The 16179-nt window shown below is 72.9% G+C and carries 13 protein-coding genes; 10 read left to right on the forward strand and 3 right to left on the reverse strand.

The features are described from left to right. Window positions 1–405 precede the first annotated feature (405 nt). The 3 genes from ADL34_RS31420 to ADL34_RS31430 all read left to right on the forward strand — a co-directional run bounded on the left by ADL34_RS31420 (window position 406) and on the right by ADL34_RS31430 (window position 7941). On the forward strand, window positions 406–4674 hold the full coding sequence (locus ADL34_RS31420; protein WP_062664899.1) for a HAMP domain-containing protein: 4269 nt from the start codon (window positions 406–408) through the stop codon (window positions 4672–4674). Between the two features lie 76 nt (window positions 4675–4750). Next, the gene (locus ADL34_RS31425; protein WP_079034004.1) at window positions 4751–7234 is read left to right on the forward strand and encodes a SpoIIE family protein phosphatase; all 2484 of its coding nucleotides are present in this window, start codon (window positions 4751–4753) and stop codon (window positions 7232–7234) included. 149 nt (window positions 7235–7383) lie between these two features. After that, entirely contained in the window at window positions 7384–7941 is a 558-nt protein-coding gene (locus ADL34_RS31430; RefSeq protein ID WP_062664897.1) for a Dps family protein, read from the forward strand. Window positions 7942–8033: 92 nt separating this feature from the next. Here ADL34_RS31430 and ADL34_RS31435 read toward each other — a convergent pair whose 3' ends face one another. Next, window positions 8034–8549 (reverse strand): MarR family winged helix-turn-helix transcriptional regulator, encoded by a 516-nt coding sequence (locus ADL34_RS31435; RefSeq protein ID WP_062664895.1) that lies wholly within the window; start codon window positions 8547–8549, stop codon window positions 8034–8036. Window positions 8550–8600: 51 nt separating this feature from the next. On the opposite strand from ADL34_RS31435, the gene ADL34_RS31440 reads away from it, so the two are divergent. The 7 genes from ADL34_RS31440 (at window position 8601) to ADL34_RS31470 (ending at window position 14330) form a co-directional block, all read left to right on the forward strand. After that, on the forward strand, window positions 8601–9542 hold the full coding sequence (locus ADL34_RS31440) for an EamA family transporter (protein WP_062664893.1): 942 nt from the start codon (window positions 8601–8603) through the stop codon (window positions 9540–9542). Between the two features lie 95 nt (window positions 9543–9637). Further along, on the forward strand, window positions 9638–11293 hold the full coding sequence (locus ADL34_RS31445; protein ID WP_062664892.1) for a PP2C family protein-serine/threonine phosphatase: 1656 nt from the start codon (window positions 9638–9640) through the stop codon (window positions 11291–11293). A 5-nt stretch (window positions 11294–11298) separates the two neighbouring features. Next, window positions 11299–12396: a cobalamin B12-binding domain-containing protein gene (locus tag ADL34_RS31450; RefSeq protein WP_062665062.1), complete on the forward strand. Its 1098-nt coding sequence runs from the start codon at window positions 11299–11301 to the stop codon at window positions 12394–12396. Beyond that, window positions 12393–12806: an STAS domain-containing protein gene (locus tag ADL34_RS31455; protein WP_063892381.1), complete on the forward strand. Its 414-nt coding sequence runs from the start codon at window positions 12393–12395 to the stop codon at window positions 12804–12806. The genes ADL34_RS31450 and ADL34_RS31455 overlap by 4 nt, the downstream gene beginning before the upstream one ends. Window positions 12807–12919: 113 nt before the next feature. After that, window positions 12920–13291 (forward strand): STAS domain-containing protein, encoded by a 372-nt coding sequence (locus ADL34_RS31460; RefSeq protein WP_062664889.1) that lies wholly within the window; start codon window positions 12920–12922, stop codon window positions 13289–13291. Window positions 13292–13364: 73 nt separating this feature from the next. After that, window positions 13365–13769 (forward strand): ATP-binding protein, encoded by a 405-nt coding sequence (locus ADL34_RS31465; protein WP_062664888.1) that lies wholly within the window; start codon window positions 13365–13367, stop codon window positions 13767–13769. Window positions 13770–13871: 102 nt separating this feature from the next. Then, window positions 13872–14330, forward strand: a complete 459-nt coding sequence (locus ADL34_RS31470) for an SRPBCC family protein (RefSeq protein WP_062664886.1) — start codon at window positions 13872–13874, stop codon at window positions 14328–14330. 34 nt (window positions 14331–14364) lie between these two features. On the opposite strand, the gene ADL34_RS31475 is transcribed toward ADL34_RS31470, so the two are convergent. Both ADL34_RS31475 and ADL34_RS31480 read right to left on the reverse strand, forming a co-directional pair. Next, window positions 14365–14697: a DUF3140 domain-containing protein gene (locus ADL34_RS31475; protein WP_062664884.1), complete on the reverse strand. Its 333-nt coding sequence runs from the start codon at window positions 14695–14697 to the stop codon at window positions 14365–14367. A 60-nt stretch (window positions 14698–14757) separates the two neighbouring features. After that, complete coding sequence (locus tag ADL34_RS31480; protein WP_062664882.1) at window positions 14758–16041, reverse strand: cation:proton antiporter; 1284 nt, start codon at window positions 16039–16041, stop codon at window positions 14758–14760. Window positions 16042–16179: the final 138 nt, after the last annotated feature.

The raw sequence follows: 16179 nt of genomic DNA on the forward strand, positions 1-16179 counted from the left end.
GGACACGCGGGGCGCCCGCCGGCCGTGTGAGACATCTCCCCGCGGGCTACTCGGTGGGCCGAGGGGTTGGGACCACAGCCTCTTGGGTTTCCCGGGGCGCGCGCGCCCCGGGAAACCTCATGGACCACCCACCGGGAATGCCGTGGACTCCCCCCGCGGCAAATCCTTCCGTGTACCGTGCGGATCGCATTTCACACCTCTTCGCGGCCCTCGATTCCGGCCCGCCGGAACAAGGGGATCCGGCTTTTGTTGTCGCCCGGCAACTGAGTTAACCTTCACCGGATCTTTTCATCCAGCGGGTCTCCGCGAACTGCGGAAACCCGCTGGTGACCAGGCCCTTCACAGGGCCGGCGCGGTTCCGAGTCCTCGGCGCGGGGGCTCTTGGGGAGCGGAACGAGGGTGCGCATGACGAGCAAGACGACCGAGGCCGTCGAGACCGGCCCGGGTGAGCAGGAGCTGCGGCAGCTGCTGGCCGGTCTGACCGCCGTTCGCGACGGCGACTTCGGCACCCGGCTGCCGTCGGACGGCGAGGGCCTCCTCGGCGACATCGCCAACGTGTTCAACGGCATGGTCGACCAGCTGTCCGTGTTCACCTCCGAGGTGACCCGGGTGGCGCGCGAGGTCGGCACCGAGGGCACCCTGGGCGGTCAGGCGGAGGTGCCGGGCGTCTCGGGCACCTGGGCGGATCTGACCGACTCCGTCAACGCCATGGCCGGCAACCTCACCACCCAGGTGCGTGACATCGCGCAGGTCGCGACGGCGGTGGCCAAGGGCGATCTGTCGCAGAAGGTCGACGTCCCCGCGCGGGGCGAGATCCTGCAGCTGAAGGAGACCGTCAACACGATGGTCGACCAGCTCTCCGCGTTCGCCGACGAGGTGACCCGCGTCGCCCGCGAGGTCGGCAGCGAGGGACGCCTCGGCGGCCAGGCCCAGGTGCCCGGCGTCGGCGGTGTGTGGCGTGACCTGACCGACTCGGTCAACTTCATGGCGGGCAACCTGACGTCCCAGGTCCGCAACATCGCCCAGGTGACCACGGCGGTCGCGCAGGGCGACCTCTCCCAGAAGATCACCGTGGACGCGCGCGGCGAGATCCTCCAGCTGAAGAACACCATCAACACGATGGTCGACCAGCTCTCCGCGTTCGGTGACGAGGTGACCCGCGTCGCCCGCGAGGTCGGCACCGAGGGACGCCTCGGCGGGCAGGCGGACGTCAAGGGCGTCAAGGGCACCTGGCGGGACCTCACGGACTCCGTGAACTTCATGGCGGGCAACCTCACCGCGCAGGTCCGCAACGTCGCCCAGGTCGCCACGGCGGTCGCGCAGGGCGACCTCTCCCAGAAGATCACCGTGGACGCGCGCGGCGAGATCCTGGAGCTGAAGACCACCATCAACACGATGGTCGACCAGCTCTCCGCGTTCGCCGACGAGGTCACCCGCGTCGCCCGCGAGGTCGGCACCGAGGGCAACCTGGGCGGCCAGGCCATCGTCCGGGGCGTCTCGGGCACCTGGAAGGACCTCACCGACAACGTCAACGTGATGGCGTCCAACCTGACCGGTCAGGTCCGCTCGATCGCCAAGGTCGCCACGGCCGTCGCGCGCGGCGACCTGTCGCAGAAGATCACCGTCGAGGCCAAGGGCGAGGTCGCGGCCCTCGCGGACGTCATCAACACGATGGTCGACACGCTGTCCGCGTTCGCCGACGAGGTCACCCGCGTCGCCCGCGAGGTCGGCACCGAGGGACGCCTGGGCGGCCAGGCGCACGTGCCGAACGTGGCGGGCACCTGGAAGGACCTCACCGACAACGTCAACTCGATGGCGAACAACCTGACCGGCCAGGTCCGCAACATCGCCCTGGTGACGACGGCGGTGGCCAACGGCGACCTGTCGAAGAAGATCGACGTCGACGCCCGCGGCGAGATCCTGGAGCTGAAGACCACCATCAACACGATGGTCGACCAGCTGTCGTCGTTCGCCGCCGAGGTCACCCGCGTCGCCCGCGAGGTCGGCAGCGAGGGCCGCCTCGGCGGGCAGGCGGAGGTCGAGGGTGTCGAGGGCACCTGGAAGCGGCTGACGGAGAACGTCAACGAGCTGGCCGGGAACCTCACCCGCCAGGTCCGGGCCATCGCCGAGGTGGCCAGCGCGGTCGCCGAGGGCGACCTGACCCGCTCGATCACCGTGGAGGCGTCCGGCGAGGTCGCCGAGCTGAAGGACAACATCAACTCCATGGTGGGCTCGCTGCGGGAGACCACGCGCGCCAACCAGGAGCAGGACTGGCTCAAGACCAACCTGGCCCGGATCTCCGGCCTGATGCAGGGCCACCGGGACCTGCCGGTCGTCGCCGAGCTCATCATGGACGAGCTCGCCCCGCTGGTCTCCGCGCAGTACGGCGCCTTCTACGCGGCCGAGGACACCGACCGCGGACCGGAGCTGCGGCTCGTGGGGTCGTACGGCTACCCCGACGCCACGGACCGCCCGGAGCGCATCCGGGTGGGCCGCTCGCTGCTCGGGCAGGCGGCGCGCAACCGCCGTACCGTCAGCGTCGAGGAGCTGCCGGCGGACTACGTGACCATCTCGTCCGGCCTCGGGCAGACGGTCCCGCGTGCCCTGGTGGTGCTGCCCATCGTGGTCGAGGACCAGGTGCTCGGGGTGATCGAGCTGGCCTCGGTCACCCGCTTCACCCAGATCCACCAGGACTTCCTGGCCCAGCTCATGCCGACCATCGGCGTCAACCTGAACACCATCGTGGCCAACGCGCGCACCGACGAACTGCTGGGTGAGTCGCAGCGCCTGACGGCGGAACTCCAGGAGCGCTCCGAGGAGTTGCAGGTGCAGCAGGACGAACTCCAGCGCTCCAACGCGGAGCTGGAGGAGAAGGCGTCCCTGCTGGCCTCGCAGAACCGCGACATCGAGGCGAAGAACCTCCAGATCGAGCAGGCCCGGCAGGAACTGGAGACCCGCGCGCAGGAGCTGGCGCTGGCGTCCAAGTACAAGTCGGAGTTCCTGGCGAACATGAGCCACGAGCTGCGCACCCCGCTCAACAGCCTCCTGATCCTGGCCCAGTTGCTCGCGCAGAACCCCTCGCGCAACCTCACGCCGAAGCAGGTGGAGTACGCGGGCATCATCCACTCCGCCGGGTCGGACCTGCTCCAGCTGATCAACGACATCCTCGACCTGTCGAAGGTAGAGGCGGGCAAGATGGACGTCACGCCGGAGCGGGTCCCGCTGCGCGAGCTCCTGGAGTACGTCGAGGCGACGTTCCGCCCGATGACGACGCAGAAGAGCCTGGAGTTCACGGTGGCGACCGCGCCGGGCACGCCGGCCGACCTGCTCACCGACGGCTCCCGGCTGCGGCAGGTGCTGCGCAACCTGCTGTCCAACGCGGTGAAGTTCACCGAGCAGGGCGGCGTCGGGCTGCGGATCGAGCCGGCCGCGGACCGCGAGGTGCCGATGGGCGTCCTGCGGGGCGGTCCGATCGTGGCGTTCCGGGTCGAGGACACCGGCATCGGCATTCCCAAGCAGCAACTGGAGACGATCTTCGGGGCGTTCCAGCAGGCGGACGGCACCACGAGCCGCAAGTACGGCGGCACCGGCCTCGGTCTGTCCATCACCCGGGAGATCGCCCATCTGCTCGGCGGCGCGGTCACGGTGGAGTCCACCCCCGGCCAGGGCAGCACGTTCACGCTCTACCTGCCGGTGGCGCGGGCCGACTTCGAAGGCGTGCTCGACGGCACGGCCCGGACCCTGGAGCAGCAGGACACGGCGGCGGAGCTGCCGCCGGCATCGTCGCCGGAGACGCCGTCGGTGAAGGCGCCCGAGCAGCGCAGACGCCGGCTGCTCGTCGTCGAGGGCCGCACCCGCGGCCTGCTCTCCCTGGTCGCCGAGCGCGCCGTCGCGGACATCGCGCCCGACGCCGACGACCGGCTCGGAGCGATCGACATCATCACGGCCGTCGGCGCGCAGGAGGCGGCGAGCACCCTGGCCGCCGAGCCCTGCCACTGCGTGGTGCTGGAGCTGGGCATGGCCGACGAGGAGGGCGCGCGGCTGCTGCAGGCCATGGAGGGCGACTCGGCGCTGGCCAGCGTGCCGGTGCTGGTGCACACGGGTCACCACGTGGACCAGGCGCAGGAGCAGGCGCTGCGCTCCCGGGCCAGCGGCCGGCCGCTGGACTTCCTGTCCAGCCTGGACGAGCTGCGTGAGCGCATCACGCTGCACCTGTCCGCCGAGGAGCCGGGGGACGTGCTCCAGCTGGTGCGTCCCGAGGAGCCGCAGCACGCCATCACCCAGGTCGTCGACAGCGCGTTCGCGGGGCGTACCGTGCTGGTGGTGGACGACGACGCGCGCAACCTGTTCGCGCTCAGCGGGGCGCTGGAACTGCACGGCTTCCAGGTCCTGCACGCCGACAACGGCCGCCGGGGCATCGAGACGCTGCTCGCCCACCCGGACGTCTCGCTGGTCCTGATGGACGTGATGATGCCGGAGATGGACGGCTACACGGCCACCGCCGAGATCCGCGCGATGCCCCAGTACGCGGATCTGCCGATCATCGCCGTCACCGCCAAGGCGATGCCGGGCGACCAGGAGAAGAGCCTGGCGTCCGGGGCGAACGACTACGTCACCAAGCCCGTGGACACCAACGACCTCATCAGCCGCGTCCAGCGCTGGCTGTCGCCCTGACAAGCGGCCGTTCCGCCGCGCGCACCAGCCGACCGCCCGGCGTCCCCGGACGTTCCCGCCGACGAACAGGTCCACCGTGAGCCATCCTCTTCAGCCGACCGAGCCGGAGCCCACCGGTGCTCCCGGCGCCGAGCCGCTGCCCGACGACGTGCCCGGCGGCACGTTGGCCGTCCCCGACGGCGACGACCTCGCGGAGGTCGAGGTACCGGCCGAGGGCCCCGACGTCCAGCGCTCCCCCGTCGGCAGACTCGCGGCGACCGTGGAGCGGCTGCGCCGGGAGGTGCGGGAGGCGCAGGCCGAGGCGGACGGGCGGGCCCTGATCGAGCTGGCCAAGGGCATCCTCGTGGAGCGGCTGGGCTGCGGTCCCGCGCAGGCGGCCCGCCAGCTCGCCGAGCTGACCGAGCAGGCGGGCGTGTCCCCGCTGGAGTTCGCCGTCGAGGTCATCAACCAGGCGGCACAGGACCGGGTCGCGGAGGTCACCAGCGCGTTCCTCGCCGGTACGACCGGTGGCTCCGGGGACGCCGAGGCGTCCTCCGCGGTGCGGCTGCGGGCCGCCGAGAGCGGGGCGCTGGCCGCCCACGACGCGCAGGCCGTGGCCGAGTCCCTGATGGAGCACGCCCTGCGGCCGATCGGCGCGGAGGCCGTGGCCATCTGGGCGCTGAACTCCGACGGCTCGCTGACCCTGGCGGGCAGCGCCGGGTTCTCGGCGGCGGAGGCGGGGCGCTGGCGGTACGTCCCGCCGGGGGTGGCGACCGTGGCGCGGCGTGGGCTGGGCGAGCGTGCGGGGCAATGGATCGGCTGTCTGTCCGACACCCAGCTGCCCTCCATCGGCCAGCAGCTGCATCCGGACGGTGGCCGGGCGGCCGTACCGGCGGGCACGGGCGGCCGGATCCACGGGGTGCTGGAGATCGTGTGGCCGGCGCCGATCGAGCCGCAGTCCCCGCAGATCGTCCGTCAGGTGGAGGCGCTGGCCGAGCTGTGCGCGCACACGCTGGAGACGTCGACGCCGCCCCGCGCGGGCGACGAGTGGCGTCCGGCGGTGCTGCCGGACGTGGCCGAGCTGATGGACCTGGCCGACGGCCTGCACGACCCGGCGCTGGTGCTGCTGCCGTACCTGGACGCGGACGGGGAGCTGGTCGACTTCCGCATCCACCACGTCAACAGCCGCTTCCTGGACCCGAGCGGCCGTCCCCGCAGCGTCGTCAGCGGTTCGCTGCTGCTGGAGGCGTATCCGATGGCCGCCGGGGAGAGCGAGCTGTTCGACCAGGTCGAGCGGGTCTACGCCACGGGTGAGCCCTTCCGGGCCCGGCGGATGCGGCTGACCGCGCTGGTGGACGAGGTGCCGCTGGCGGCGGTCGCGGACATCCACGCGAGCCGGCACGGCGGCTGCGTCCTGCTGATCTGGCGCATGGAGGACGAGACGGCACGGCTGGCGAGTCTGCTCGGCCACGCGCAGCGCCTCGGCAGGATCGGCGGGTTCGAGGAGAACCTGCTGACCGGCGAGATCACCTGGAACATGCAGCTGTACGACCTGTACGGCAAACCGCCGTCCGACGGCCCGATCCCGCTGGAGAACCTGCCGGCGCACGCCCACCCGGACGACGCGGTCCCCATCGGGCGGTTCCTGCGCACGCTGCTGCACCACCGGCGGCCCGCCTCGACTGCCTTCCGGCTCCAGCGGCCGGACGGCGTCACCCGGCACATCCGGGTGGTGGCCGAGCCGGAGCTGGACACCGACGGGCGCCTGTTCGTCGTCCGTGGCGCCTACCAGGACATCTCGGCGCACCACTGGACGGAGGTGGCGCTGGCCGCCACGCGGGACCAGCTCGCCCACTCCGAGCAGCAGGCCAGCGAACGCAACCGGCTGGCCCTGCAGCTCCAGCACGCGATCATGCCGCCCGCGCAGGCCCCGCTGGACGCCCCGGGCCTGCGGGTGGCGGTGCGCTACCGGCCGGCGGAGACCCAGCACCTGGTCGGCGGCGACTGGTACGACGCGGTCGTGCTGCCTTCGCGGCTGGTGCTGCTGTGCGTGGGGGACGTGGCCGGGCACGGCATAGACGCGGCGACCAGCATGGTGGTGCTGCGCAACGCCCTGCGGGGTCTCGCGGTGACGGGCGCCGGGCCGGCGCAGCTGCTGTCCTGGCTGAACATGGTCGTCCACCATCTGACCGGCGGGGTCACGGCGACGGCGGTGTGCGCCCTGTACGACCCGGAGCGGCACACGCTGCGCTGGGCGCGGGCCGGGCATCTGCCGCCCGTCCTGGTGCGCGGCACCGAGGCCAGCCCGCTGCCGCTGGTCAAGGGCCTGCTGCTGGGGGCGCTGCCGGAGGCGACGTACGAGGAGGGTGAGGTCCAGCTGGCCGTGGACGACACCCTGCTGATGTACACGGACGGCCTGATCGAACGGCGGGACCGGTCCGTGGAGGAGTCGCTGACGCAGCTGCTGGTGGCCGCGCGGACGGTGCCGCCGACGCTGGAGCAGCAGCTGGACCGGCTGCTGACGTACAGCAGGTCCGACACGGACGACGACACCTGCATCGTCGGCGTCCGCGTGGCCTGAGGGCGCTGGACCGGCCGGGTGCCGCTCACCCGACCGGTCCAGCGCACGGTGGTCCGATCAGTGAATGAAACGCGCGTCACAGGTCTGCCAGGGCGAAAGAAGGGCACCTGAACTCCTACTTCACCCCTTTCGGAAGAGGAGTTGCGAACATGGCGAAGGACCTCACCCCCAAGTACACGGTGCCGGGCATCGAGCGCGAGGCGGCGGGGCGGCTCATCGACGTCCTGCGCCTGCGGCTGCACGCCCTCAACGACCTCCACCTCACCCTCAAGCACGTGCACTGGAACGTGGTGGGCCCGCACTTCATCGCCGTGCACCAGATGATCGACCCGCAGGTCGACCGGGTGCGCGACATGGCCGACGACGCGGCGGAGCGCATCGCGGCGCTCGGCGGGGTCGCGCAGGGCACGCCGGGCTCCCTGGTCAAGGAGCGCACCTGGGACGACTACTCGATCGGCCGGGAGGACGCCCTGGCGCATCTCGGTGCCCTCGACCTCGTCTACACCGGTGTGATCGAGGACGTCCGGAAGGCCATCAAGGTCGTCGGGGAGATCGACCCGGCCACGGAGGACCTGCTCATCGAGCACCTGCGGGACCTGGAGCAGTTCCAGTGGTTCGTCCGGGCCCACCTGGAGAACGCGGGCGGGACGCTGACGACGGCGCGCGCGGGCACGGAGTCGGAGGCGGCCGAGGCCGCCAAGCGCTGACCCGTGAGGGCGGGCGCCCTCATCCGTCCCCCTGATCCCGTTCGGCGAAGAGCCCCGGTCGCGACCCGCGCGACCGGGGCTCTTCCGCGCGCTCAGGCGCCCCGGGGTGTGCCGAGGCGGGACAGCCAGGTGGTCAGGAGGGTCTCCAGCGTCTCGGCCTCGGCGGGCGACAGCAGGTCCAGCAGGCGCCGTTCGTTGCGCATGTGGTCGGTGAACGCCCGGTCGATCAGTTCCCGGCCGGGCGCGGTGAGCGCCACGATCCGGCCCCGCTGGTCGTCGGCGGAGCGGCGGCGGGTGACGAGTCCCGCGCGCTCCAGCCGGTCGATCCGCTTCGTCATGGCGCCGGTGGTGACCATGGTGTGCGCGGCGAGTTCGCCCGGTGCCCGTTCGTAGGGCTCACCGGCGCGGCGCAGTGCGCACAGGACGTCGAACTCGCCCTCGCCGAGCCCGTAGTGCCCGTAGACGAGGGCGAGTTCCTCGGTGAGCCGGTCGGCGAGACGGTGCAGCCGACCGATGACGCCCTGCGGGGAGATGTCGACGTCGGGCCGTTCGCGGCGCCACTCGGCCTGGATGCGCGCCACGCGGTCCGGAGATTCAGCGGGTTCCATCCCTCCAATATAACTTCCCGGGAAGCTATATTGTCTTCCATGGAAGCCAATATGCGGTGGGTGTCGATCACCGCGATCGCGCCGGTGGCCTGGGGGGCCAACTACTACGTCACGCACGCGTACCTGCCGGCCGACCGGCCGCTGTACGGGGCGGCCCTGCGGGCACTGCCCGCGGGACTCGTGCTGCTGGCCCTGTGCCGGCGGCGTCCGCGCGGGGCGTGGTGGGGGCGCGCGGCGACACTGGGCCTGCTCAACGTGAGCGTGTTCTTCGTCCTCGTGTACGCCGCCTCCCAGCTGCTGCCGACGAGCGTCGCGTCCACGGTGATGGCGGCGTCCCCGCTCGCGATGATGCTCATCGCCTGGTCCCTGGTGTCCGAACGGCCCGGGATCACACATCTGGCCGGCGCGGCCACCGGGCTCGCGGGAGTCTGCCTCATGGTGCTGACGGGCGGTGAGTCGGTGAGCGTGCCGGGCGTGCTCGCCTCGGCCGCCGCGATGCTCGTGTCGGCCTTCGGCCACATCCTGACCAAGCGGTGGAGCACGGACGTCGACGTCGTCGCGGCCACCGCCTGGCAGCTCACGGCCGGCGGCCTGCTGCTGCTCCCGCTCGCCGCGGCGGTGGAGGGAGGCCCGCCCGCGCTCTCCGGGTCCGCGCTGCTCGCCTTCGCGTTCACGGGCCTGGTGGCCACCGCGCTCGCCTTCGTCGCCTGGTTCGCCGGGCTGCGCCGTCTGCCGGCGGGGACCGTGGGCCTGATCGGGCTGCTCAACCCGGTCACCGGTGTGCTGCTCGGCGTCGCGGTCGCCGGGGAGATCCTCACCCTCCAGCAGTGCGGAGGGCTCGCCCTGGTCCTGCTCGGGGTCGCCCTGGGCCGCCCCCGGCCGCCTGCCCCGGCGCCGGTGACCCGTGGGACGGTCCCGGGACGTTACGTCCGGGCACGCCTGGGTACCCGGAGGGATCGCGCTCCGCACGGACCCCGCCCCGGCCGAGATTGACGGGCCGCCCGGGGGACTGCGAGGCTCGGAGAGAATGCGAAGGTCTGTCGTCGAACGAAGGGTGATCAGGTCCGTATGACGCGGAGCTGACGAATATGACGCGTGTCGAAGGCTCCTCGCCCCCGGGGCAGGAGCTCTTGTCGTCCGTGGGTGCCGCGTGGACGCGGGCGCCCTACCCCTCCCTGGTCGTGGACACGGCCGGGGCCCTCGTGGAGGTCAACGCACAGGCCGCCCGGCTCTTCCCGGCGGCCGGCAAGGGAGTGCCGCTCGCCCGGGCCGTCCCGGACTGGCTCGTGGAGGGCCACCGGCGGGCCGCCGTCGGCGGAGCCGACGCGGCCGGCCCCGTACGCGGCCGCCACGAGCAGTGGACGCTGGAGGCGCACGCGACGTCCGGCGCCGACGGCCAGGTGGTGTGGTGGCTCGTCGACGACACCCACCGCGAACTCGCCGAGACGGCCCTGAGGAACGAGCAGGAGCGCACCCGCTTCCTCGCCGAGGCCTCCAGCCGGCTGCTCGCGTCCCTCAACACCGAGCGGTGCATGGAGGTCGCGGTCGAGCTGGCCTCCCAGTACCTGGCCGACGCGGCCGTCCTCGTCGCGCCCGCCGCCGGGCGCCGCCACCCCCTCTCCCTGTGCGCCGGCGGCGAGGTCGAGCACCGGACGCTGCGGATCGACCCGGCCGACGTCCCCGGCCTCAAGGAGGCCCTGCAGGGCTTCCCGCCCGTGCCGTCCCGCTGGATCGACCCGTCCGCGCTGCCGGAGTGGGCGCTGCCGGACGGCTTCACCGGCCCGGTGGGGTCCGTCGTCGTCACGCCGCTGCCGGGGCACGGCGTCCCGGCGGGCGCACTGATCCTGCTGCGGCGCAGCGACCAGGCCGCGTTCGACGCCTCCGAGGAGCTCTTCGCCCGGGTCTTCGCCGCCCGCGCGGGCGCCGCCCTGTCCGCGGCCCGTCTCTACATGGAGCAGAGCTCCATCACGGCCACGCTCATGGAGGACCTGCTCCCCCCGCTGCTGCGACGCGTCCACGGCGTGGAGTTCGCCGGCGGCTACCGGGCCGCACAGGACACCGAGCGCGTCGGCGGGGACTTCTACGACGTGCACCCCGGCGCCGCCCCCGGCGAGAAGACCCTCGCGGTGCTGGGCGACGTGTGCGGCAAGGGCCTGGAGGCCGCCGTGCTGACCGGGAGGATCCGCGGCACGCTCCAGGCGCTGCTCCCGCTGGCCGGCGACCATCAGCACCTGCTGCGCCTGCTCAACGGCACACTGCTGAACAGCCGCCACACCCGCTTCGCCACCCTGGTGCTGGCCTCGGTCGTGCGCCAGGAGAACACCGCGCATCTGTCGCTGACCAGCGCCGGGCATCCACCGCCGCTGATCGTCCGGCAGGACGGCGCCGTCGAGGAGGCGCGCACGTCCGGCACGCTGATCGGCGTCCTGCCGGACGTGCGGTCGGTCACCGCCGAGGTGGACCTGCGCCCGGGCGAGACGTGCCTGCTGTACACCGACGGGGTCACCGAGGCCCGGGGCGGACCGCTCGGCGACGTGATGTTCGGCGACGCACGGCTGCGGGACGCGCTGGCCGAGTGCGCCGGGATGCCCGCGGAGGCCGTCGTCGAGCGGATCCACATGCTCGTCGCCGAGTGGATCGGCGACAACCGGCACGACGACATCGCGGTGATGGCGATCACCGCTCCCCGGACGACGCATCTCACAGCCGTGGACGGCCATACGGCGGGCAGGTACACCGCATGACCGACATGACCACCGCACAGGAGGACGGGACGCTCGCGCGGTCCCGTGACGCGTTGTGGCAGGCGGTGTGGGCCCGGGACGAGGACGCCGCCGCCCGGGCGGTGTTCGCCGCGCTGGACGCCGGCGTCGACCCGGAGGCCGTCCTGCTCGACGTCATCGCCCACACGCAGCGGGAGGTCGGCCGTGCCTGGGCGGAGAACCGTTTCTCGGTCGCCCAGGAGCACTCCGCCACCGCGATCCACGAGCGGATCATCGCCGCCATGGCGCACCGCGTCCCGGCTCCGGTCACCGAGACCCCCGGGACCACGGTGACCGTGGCCTGCGTGGACGGCGAATGGCACGCCCTGCCGGCCCGGCTGCTGGCGGAGGTCCTGCGGCTGCGCGGACTCCGGGTGGACTTCCTCGGCGCCCAGGTCCCCACCCCGCATCTCATCGCCCATCTGCACGCCACCGTGCCGACCGCGGTGGCCCTGTCGTCCTCGCTCCCCCTGAGGCTGCCGACCGCCCACAGCGCGATCACCGCCGTGCAGGCCATCGGCGTCCCGGTCGTCGCCGGGGGCGCCGCCTTCGGGACCGACGGCCGCTACGCCCGGCTGCTCGGGGCCGACGCCTGGGCGCCGGACGCCCGGTCCGCCGCCGGCCTGCTGGAGCGCGGACTGCCCCGCCCCGCCGGCGGCGCCGTCCGGCAGAGCGTCGACGACCTGCCGCATCTGGTCGACCAGGAGTACACGCTGGTCGTGCGCGCCAAGCGCCGGCTGGTCAGGAACACCCTGGCGGGGCTGGAGGAACGGCTGCCCGCGATGCGCGCCTACAGCGAGGCGCAGCGGGAGCGCACCGCCGAGGACGTGCTGCACATCGTGGAGTTCCTCGCCTGCTCCCTGTACACCGACGACAGCGGCCTGTTCACCGGCTTCCTCGACTGGACGGCCGACATCCTGGAGGCCCGCCAGGTGCCCGCGCGCGTACTGGAGCCCGCCCTGGCGCTGCTCCAGAAGGAGCTCAAGGACTTCCCCCGTACGCTCGGACTCCTCGACCAGGGACGCGACACGCTGCGCCGGCGTGGCACCCGTCCCTCCGTACCCGGCCCCGGCGCACCCGCATGAACACCGCACCCGACGACAGCGTCTTCCACCTGGACACGGCCCACGACGCCTCCGGCGACGCGCACATCCGCATCACCGGCGACCTCGACTGGGACAGCGCCGACGACCTCGCCGAGGCGGCGCGCACCCTGCTGTGCGCGGATCCGGCACCCCGGCGGCTGCACCTGGACTGCGCGCGGCTGACGCTGTGCGACTCGCTCGGCCTGGCCTCGCTGCTCATGGTCCACCGCACCTGCGCCGAGGCGGGTGTGAGCCTGCACCTGGACAACCGGCCCGCCCTGCTGCGGCGCCTGCTGGACCTGACCGGCACGGCCTTCCTGTTCGACGACGACGCCACGGGCGCCGAAGTGCCGGACACGTCCGGCGAGGCCGCCGCGCCGCCCTCTCCCCCGCCACCGTCCCGGGCCTGACGCGTGCGGCACCCGCCCTGCGCCCCGCCGTCACCGCTCACGGTCCACGGGGGCTGGGCCACAGGTGCGTACCCACCTTCCTCCCGCGCACGGCAGCCTGTGAGAATGCTCCGGTGAACGACGAAGTGGAGATCATCGAGACCCTGGTCGGGGACGTGCGGGTGGTCCGGGTCACCGGCGAGTTCGACGCCGACGAGTCCGGCGCCGCCACCGCCGCCCTCGCCGCGCCCCGTGCCGGCGGCGCGGCAGCCACCGTCGCCGACCTGGGCGGGGTGACGTTCGCCGACTCCTCCCTGCTGCACACGTTGCTGACCGCCCGGCAGGGCCACGCCGCGGCCGGCCTGCCGTTCGTCCTGGTCGCGGTGAGCCCGCTCGTACGGCGCCTGCTGGACCTCACGGACACCGCCCGCGTCTTCACCATGGCCCCCGACCTCGCGTCGGCCCTGGACCTGATCCACGAGGAGATCAGTTCTCGTCGCGGATGACCAGCCATACTCACCCGCTCTGCGGGAACCAGGAAAGGGGTGTCAGGGACAAGTGGGGCATGAAGGAGGAGATGTGACCGCAGCAGAGCTCGCCGCCGCACCGACGCAGCGGCCCGTCACCGCCGCCATGGCCCGCTCCCACGTCCGCGCTCTCCTGGGCGACCGGGTGGCGGGGACGGGCGGCTCCCCGACCGTCCTCGACGACATCCTGCTCGTCGTCACCGAGCTCGTCACCAACGCCGTACGGCACGGCGGCGGTCTCGTCGCGTTCGACGCCACCCTCGACGGCGACCTGCTCACCATCAGCGTCACCGACTCCTCGCCGACCACCCCGCACACGGTGCCGCGGACCGGCGCCACCACCCCGGGCGGCTTCGGATGGCCCCTCGTGCAGCAGCTCGGCCGGGAGGTCACCGTGACGCCCACGGCTCAGGGCAAGACGATCCGGGTGGTCATGGCGGCCGGCCCGGACGCGTAGGCGTCCGGGTGGACGGGGGCGTTCCCCCGTTCGCCTCGCGAGGTGCCCGGCTCTCCCATAGGGTCGCGGGCAGACGACTGCTCCGACTTGGGAGGAGTGCCGATGTCCGGACAGTTCGAGACGACCTTCGAGGTCGACCGGCCCGTGGACGCGGTGTTCGACTATCTCGCCGACGGCCGCAACGACCCGCAGTTCAGCCCCCGTGTGCAGAGGATCGAGCGCGTCCCCGACACGCCGACCTCCGTGGGCACCGTCTTCCGCAGCACCGTCAAGGACGCCGGGATGAAGACGGCCCGCGAGTTCCGCATCACCGAGCTCCAGGCGCCGGCGCGGATCCGGTGGGCCGAGGTGTCCAAGAACAGCGTGACGGCCGACGAGGGCGGCTACGACCTGGAGCCGCTGGGCGACGGACGGACCCGGGTCCGTCTCTACAACGTCCTGGAGGGCCACGGGGTCGGCAAGCTCCTGGTGGGCCTGGCCGTGGCCGCCTCGCGCAAGGACGCGCCCGCGTTCGGCGAGCGGATCAAGACGGCGGCGGAGAAGGCCATCGCCCCGAGCTGACCCCGCGGCCCGGCGGGCCGGACCCGGCCCGCCGTCAGGCCAGCGGGTCGTGACCCCAGTTCATCAGCGAGTACCGCCAGCGGCTCTCGTCCACGTCTCCCGAGGGCCGCTGGGCCAGATGGCGGCGGACGTAGCCGACGACCTTGCGCATGTGCCCGTAGTCGTCGTCCGTCAGGTCGCCCTTCCTCGTGCGGAGGATCTCGGCGATCCGCCGCCCGGAGGCGTGCCCGGTGGACTCACCGCCGTCCTTGTGCTGCCCGGACTCGCGTGACTCGTCGGTCTCCAGCCACTCGTCGAGCCGGGACGGTGTCATGTTCACCAGTTCCCGGAACTCGCTCCAGGTCGCCTCGCGCTCCGCGTCGTCCACGCCGTCCCTCTTCCCTCGGTCGCCGGGGTGCCACGGTCCAGCCTGCGGGCACCGGGCCCGTCACGCAGCTTCTGCTCCGCTCTTCCGCCCGTTCTCCGCCCCGTCGCGCAGCCGGTCCAGGCGGCCCACCACCGGGCCCGCCGTCACCCCGTGCAGGACGACGGAGGCCAGCACGGTGAACGCCACCACCGCCCACAGCTCCTCGGCCGGCACCGGGAAGTCGTGGTGGCCGAGGGCGTACGCGAGGTAGTACAGCGATCCGATGCCGCGTATGCCGTAGGCCGCGATCACCCGGCGTTCCCGGCGGTCCGGCCGTCCGCCGAGGAGCCCCATCCAGCCGGCCCAGGGGCGGATCACCACCAGCAGCAGCACCGCCGTGACCGCGCCCTGCCAGGTCAGGGCGGCGAGGCCGCCCCGTGCGACGAACGCGCCCAGCAGGAACAGGACGCCCGCCGTGAACAGCCGCTCGATCTGCTCGACGAAGTCGTGCAGGACGTTGTGGAAGCCGTGGGCCCGCTCGGCCGCCCGCAGCGCGCAGGCGGTGACGAACACGGCCAGGAAGCCGTATCCGCCGACGAGTTCCGTCACCCCGTACGACAGGAAGGTCGCCCCGAGCGCGACGAAGCCCTCCCGGTGCTCGGACAGGCGCAGCACGGGCCAGCGGGTCCAGAAGAACAGCCAGCCCAGCAGCCGCCCCACGACCAGGCCGCTCACCACGCCGATCACGGACTTGAGGACGAGGTCCTTCGCCGCCCACTCGCCGATCCAGTCGGCCGACCAGCCGCTGCCCGCGGCGGCCACCAGCGCCAGCGCCGCGTAGGTCAGCGGGAAGGCGAGGCCGTCGTTGAGTCCCGCCTCGCTGGTGAGGGAGAAGCGCACCTCGTCCTCGTCGTGCGGGTCCTCGGTGGGCTCCCCCACCCGGACCTCGGAGGCGAGCACCGGGTCGGTCGGCGCGAGGACCGCGGCGAGCAGGAGGGCGGCGGCGGGCGGCCAGTCCAGCAGCCACCAGGCGGTCAGCGCGGTCACACCGACCGTGAGCGGCATGGTGATGCCCAGCAGCCGCCAGGTGGTGCCCCAGCGCCGCAGGCCGACGGGGCGGTTGAGGGCCAGCCCGGCTCCCATCAGCGCGATGATCACCACGATCTCGGTGACGTGCTCGGTGACCAGCCGGTCGGCGACCGGATCGACCTCGGGCAGCGGAAGCGGCAGCAGGTACACGCCGCTGCCGGCCGCCAGGAACACCAGCGGCAGCGACAGCGGCCGTCCGGCCACGACCCGTGGCAGCACGGCCGCGAGCAGCGCCCCCGCTCCCAGCCACGCACTCACCGCATCGCCGATGGTCACCGTCGTGTGCCCGCCCTCCCGTGGTGCCGTGTGCCGTCCGGCGCGTCGCGCGGGCACACGGTGGCCGCCCTGGCCCCGGGCCGCGTACCCCGGGCACGGCTGTCCCATGACCACGCGTCCGTCCCGGCCGTCACGGGG

It is taken from the genome of Streptomyces sp. NRRL WC-3605, from assembly GCF_001509795.1.
Classification (GTDB): Bacteria; Actinomycetota; Actinomycetes; order Streptomycetales; family Streptomycetaceae; genus Streptomyces; species Streptomyces viridochromogenes.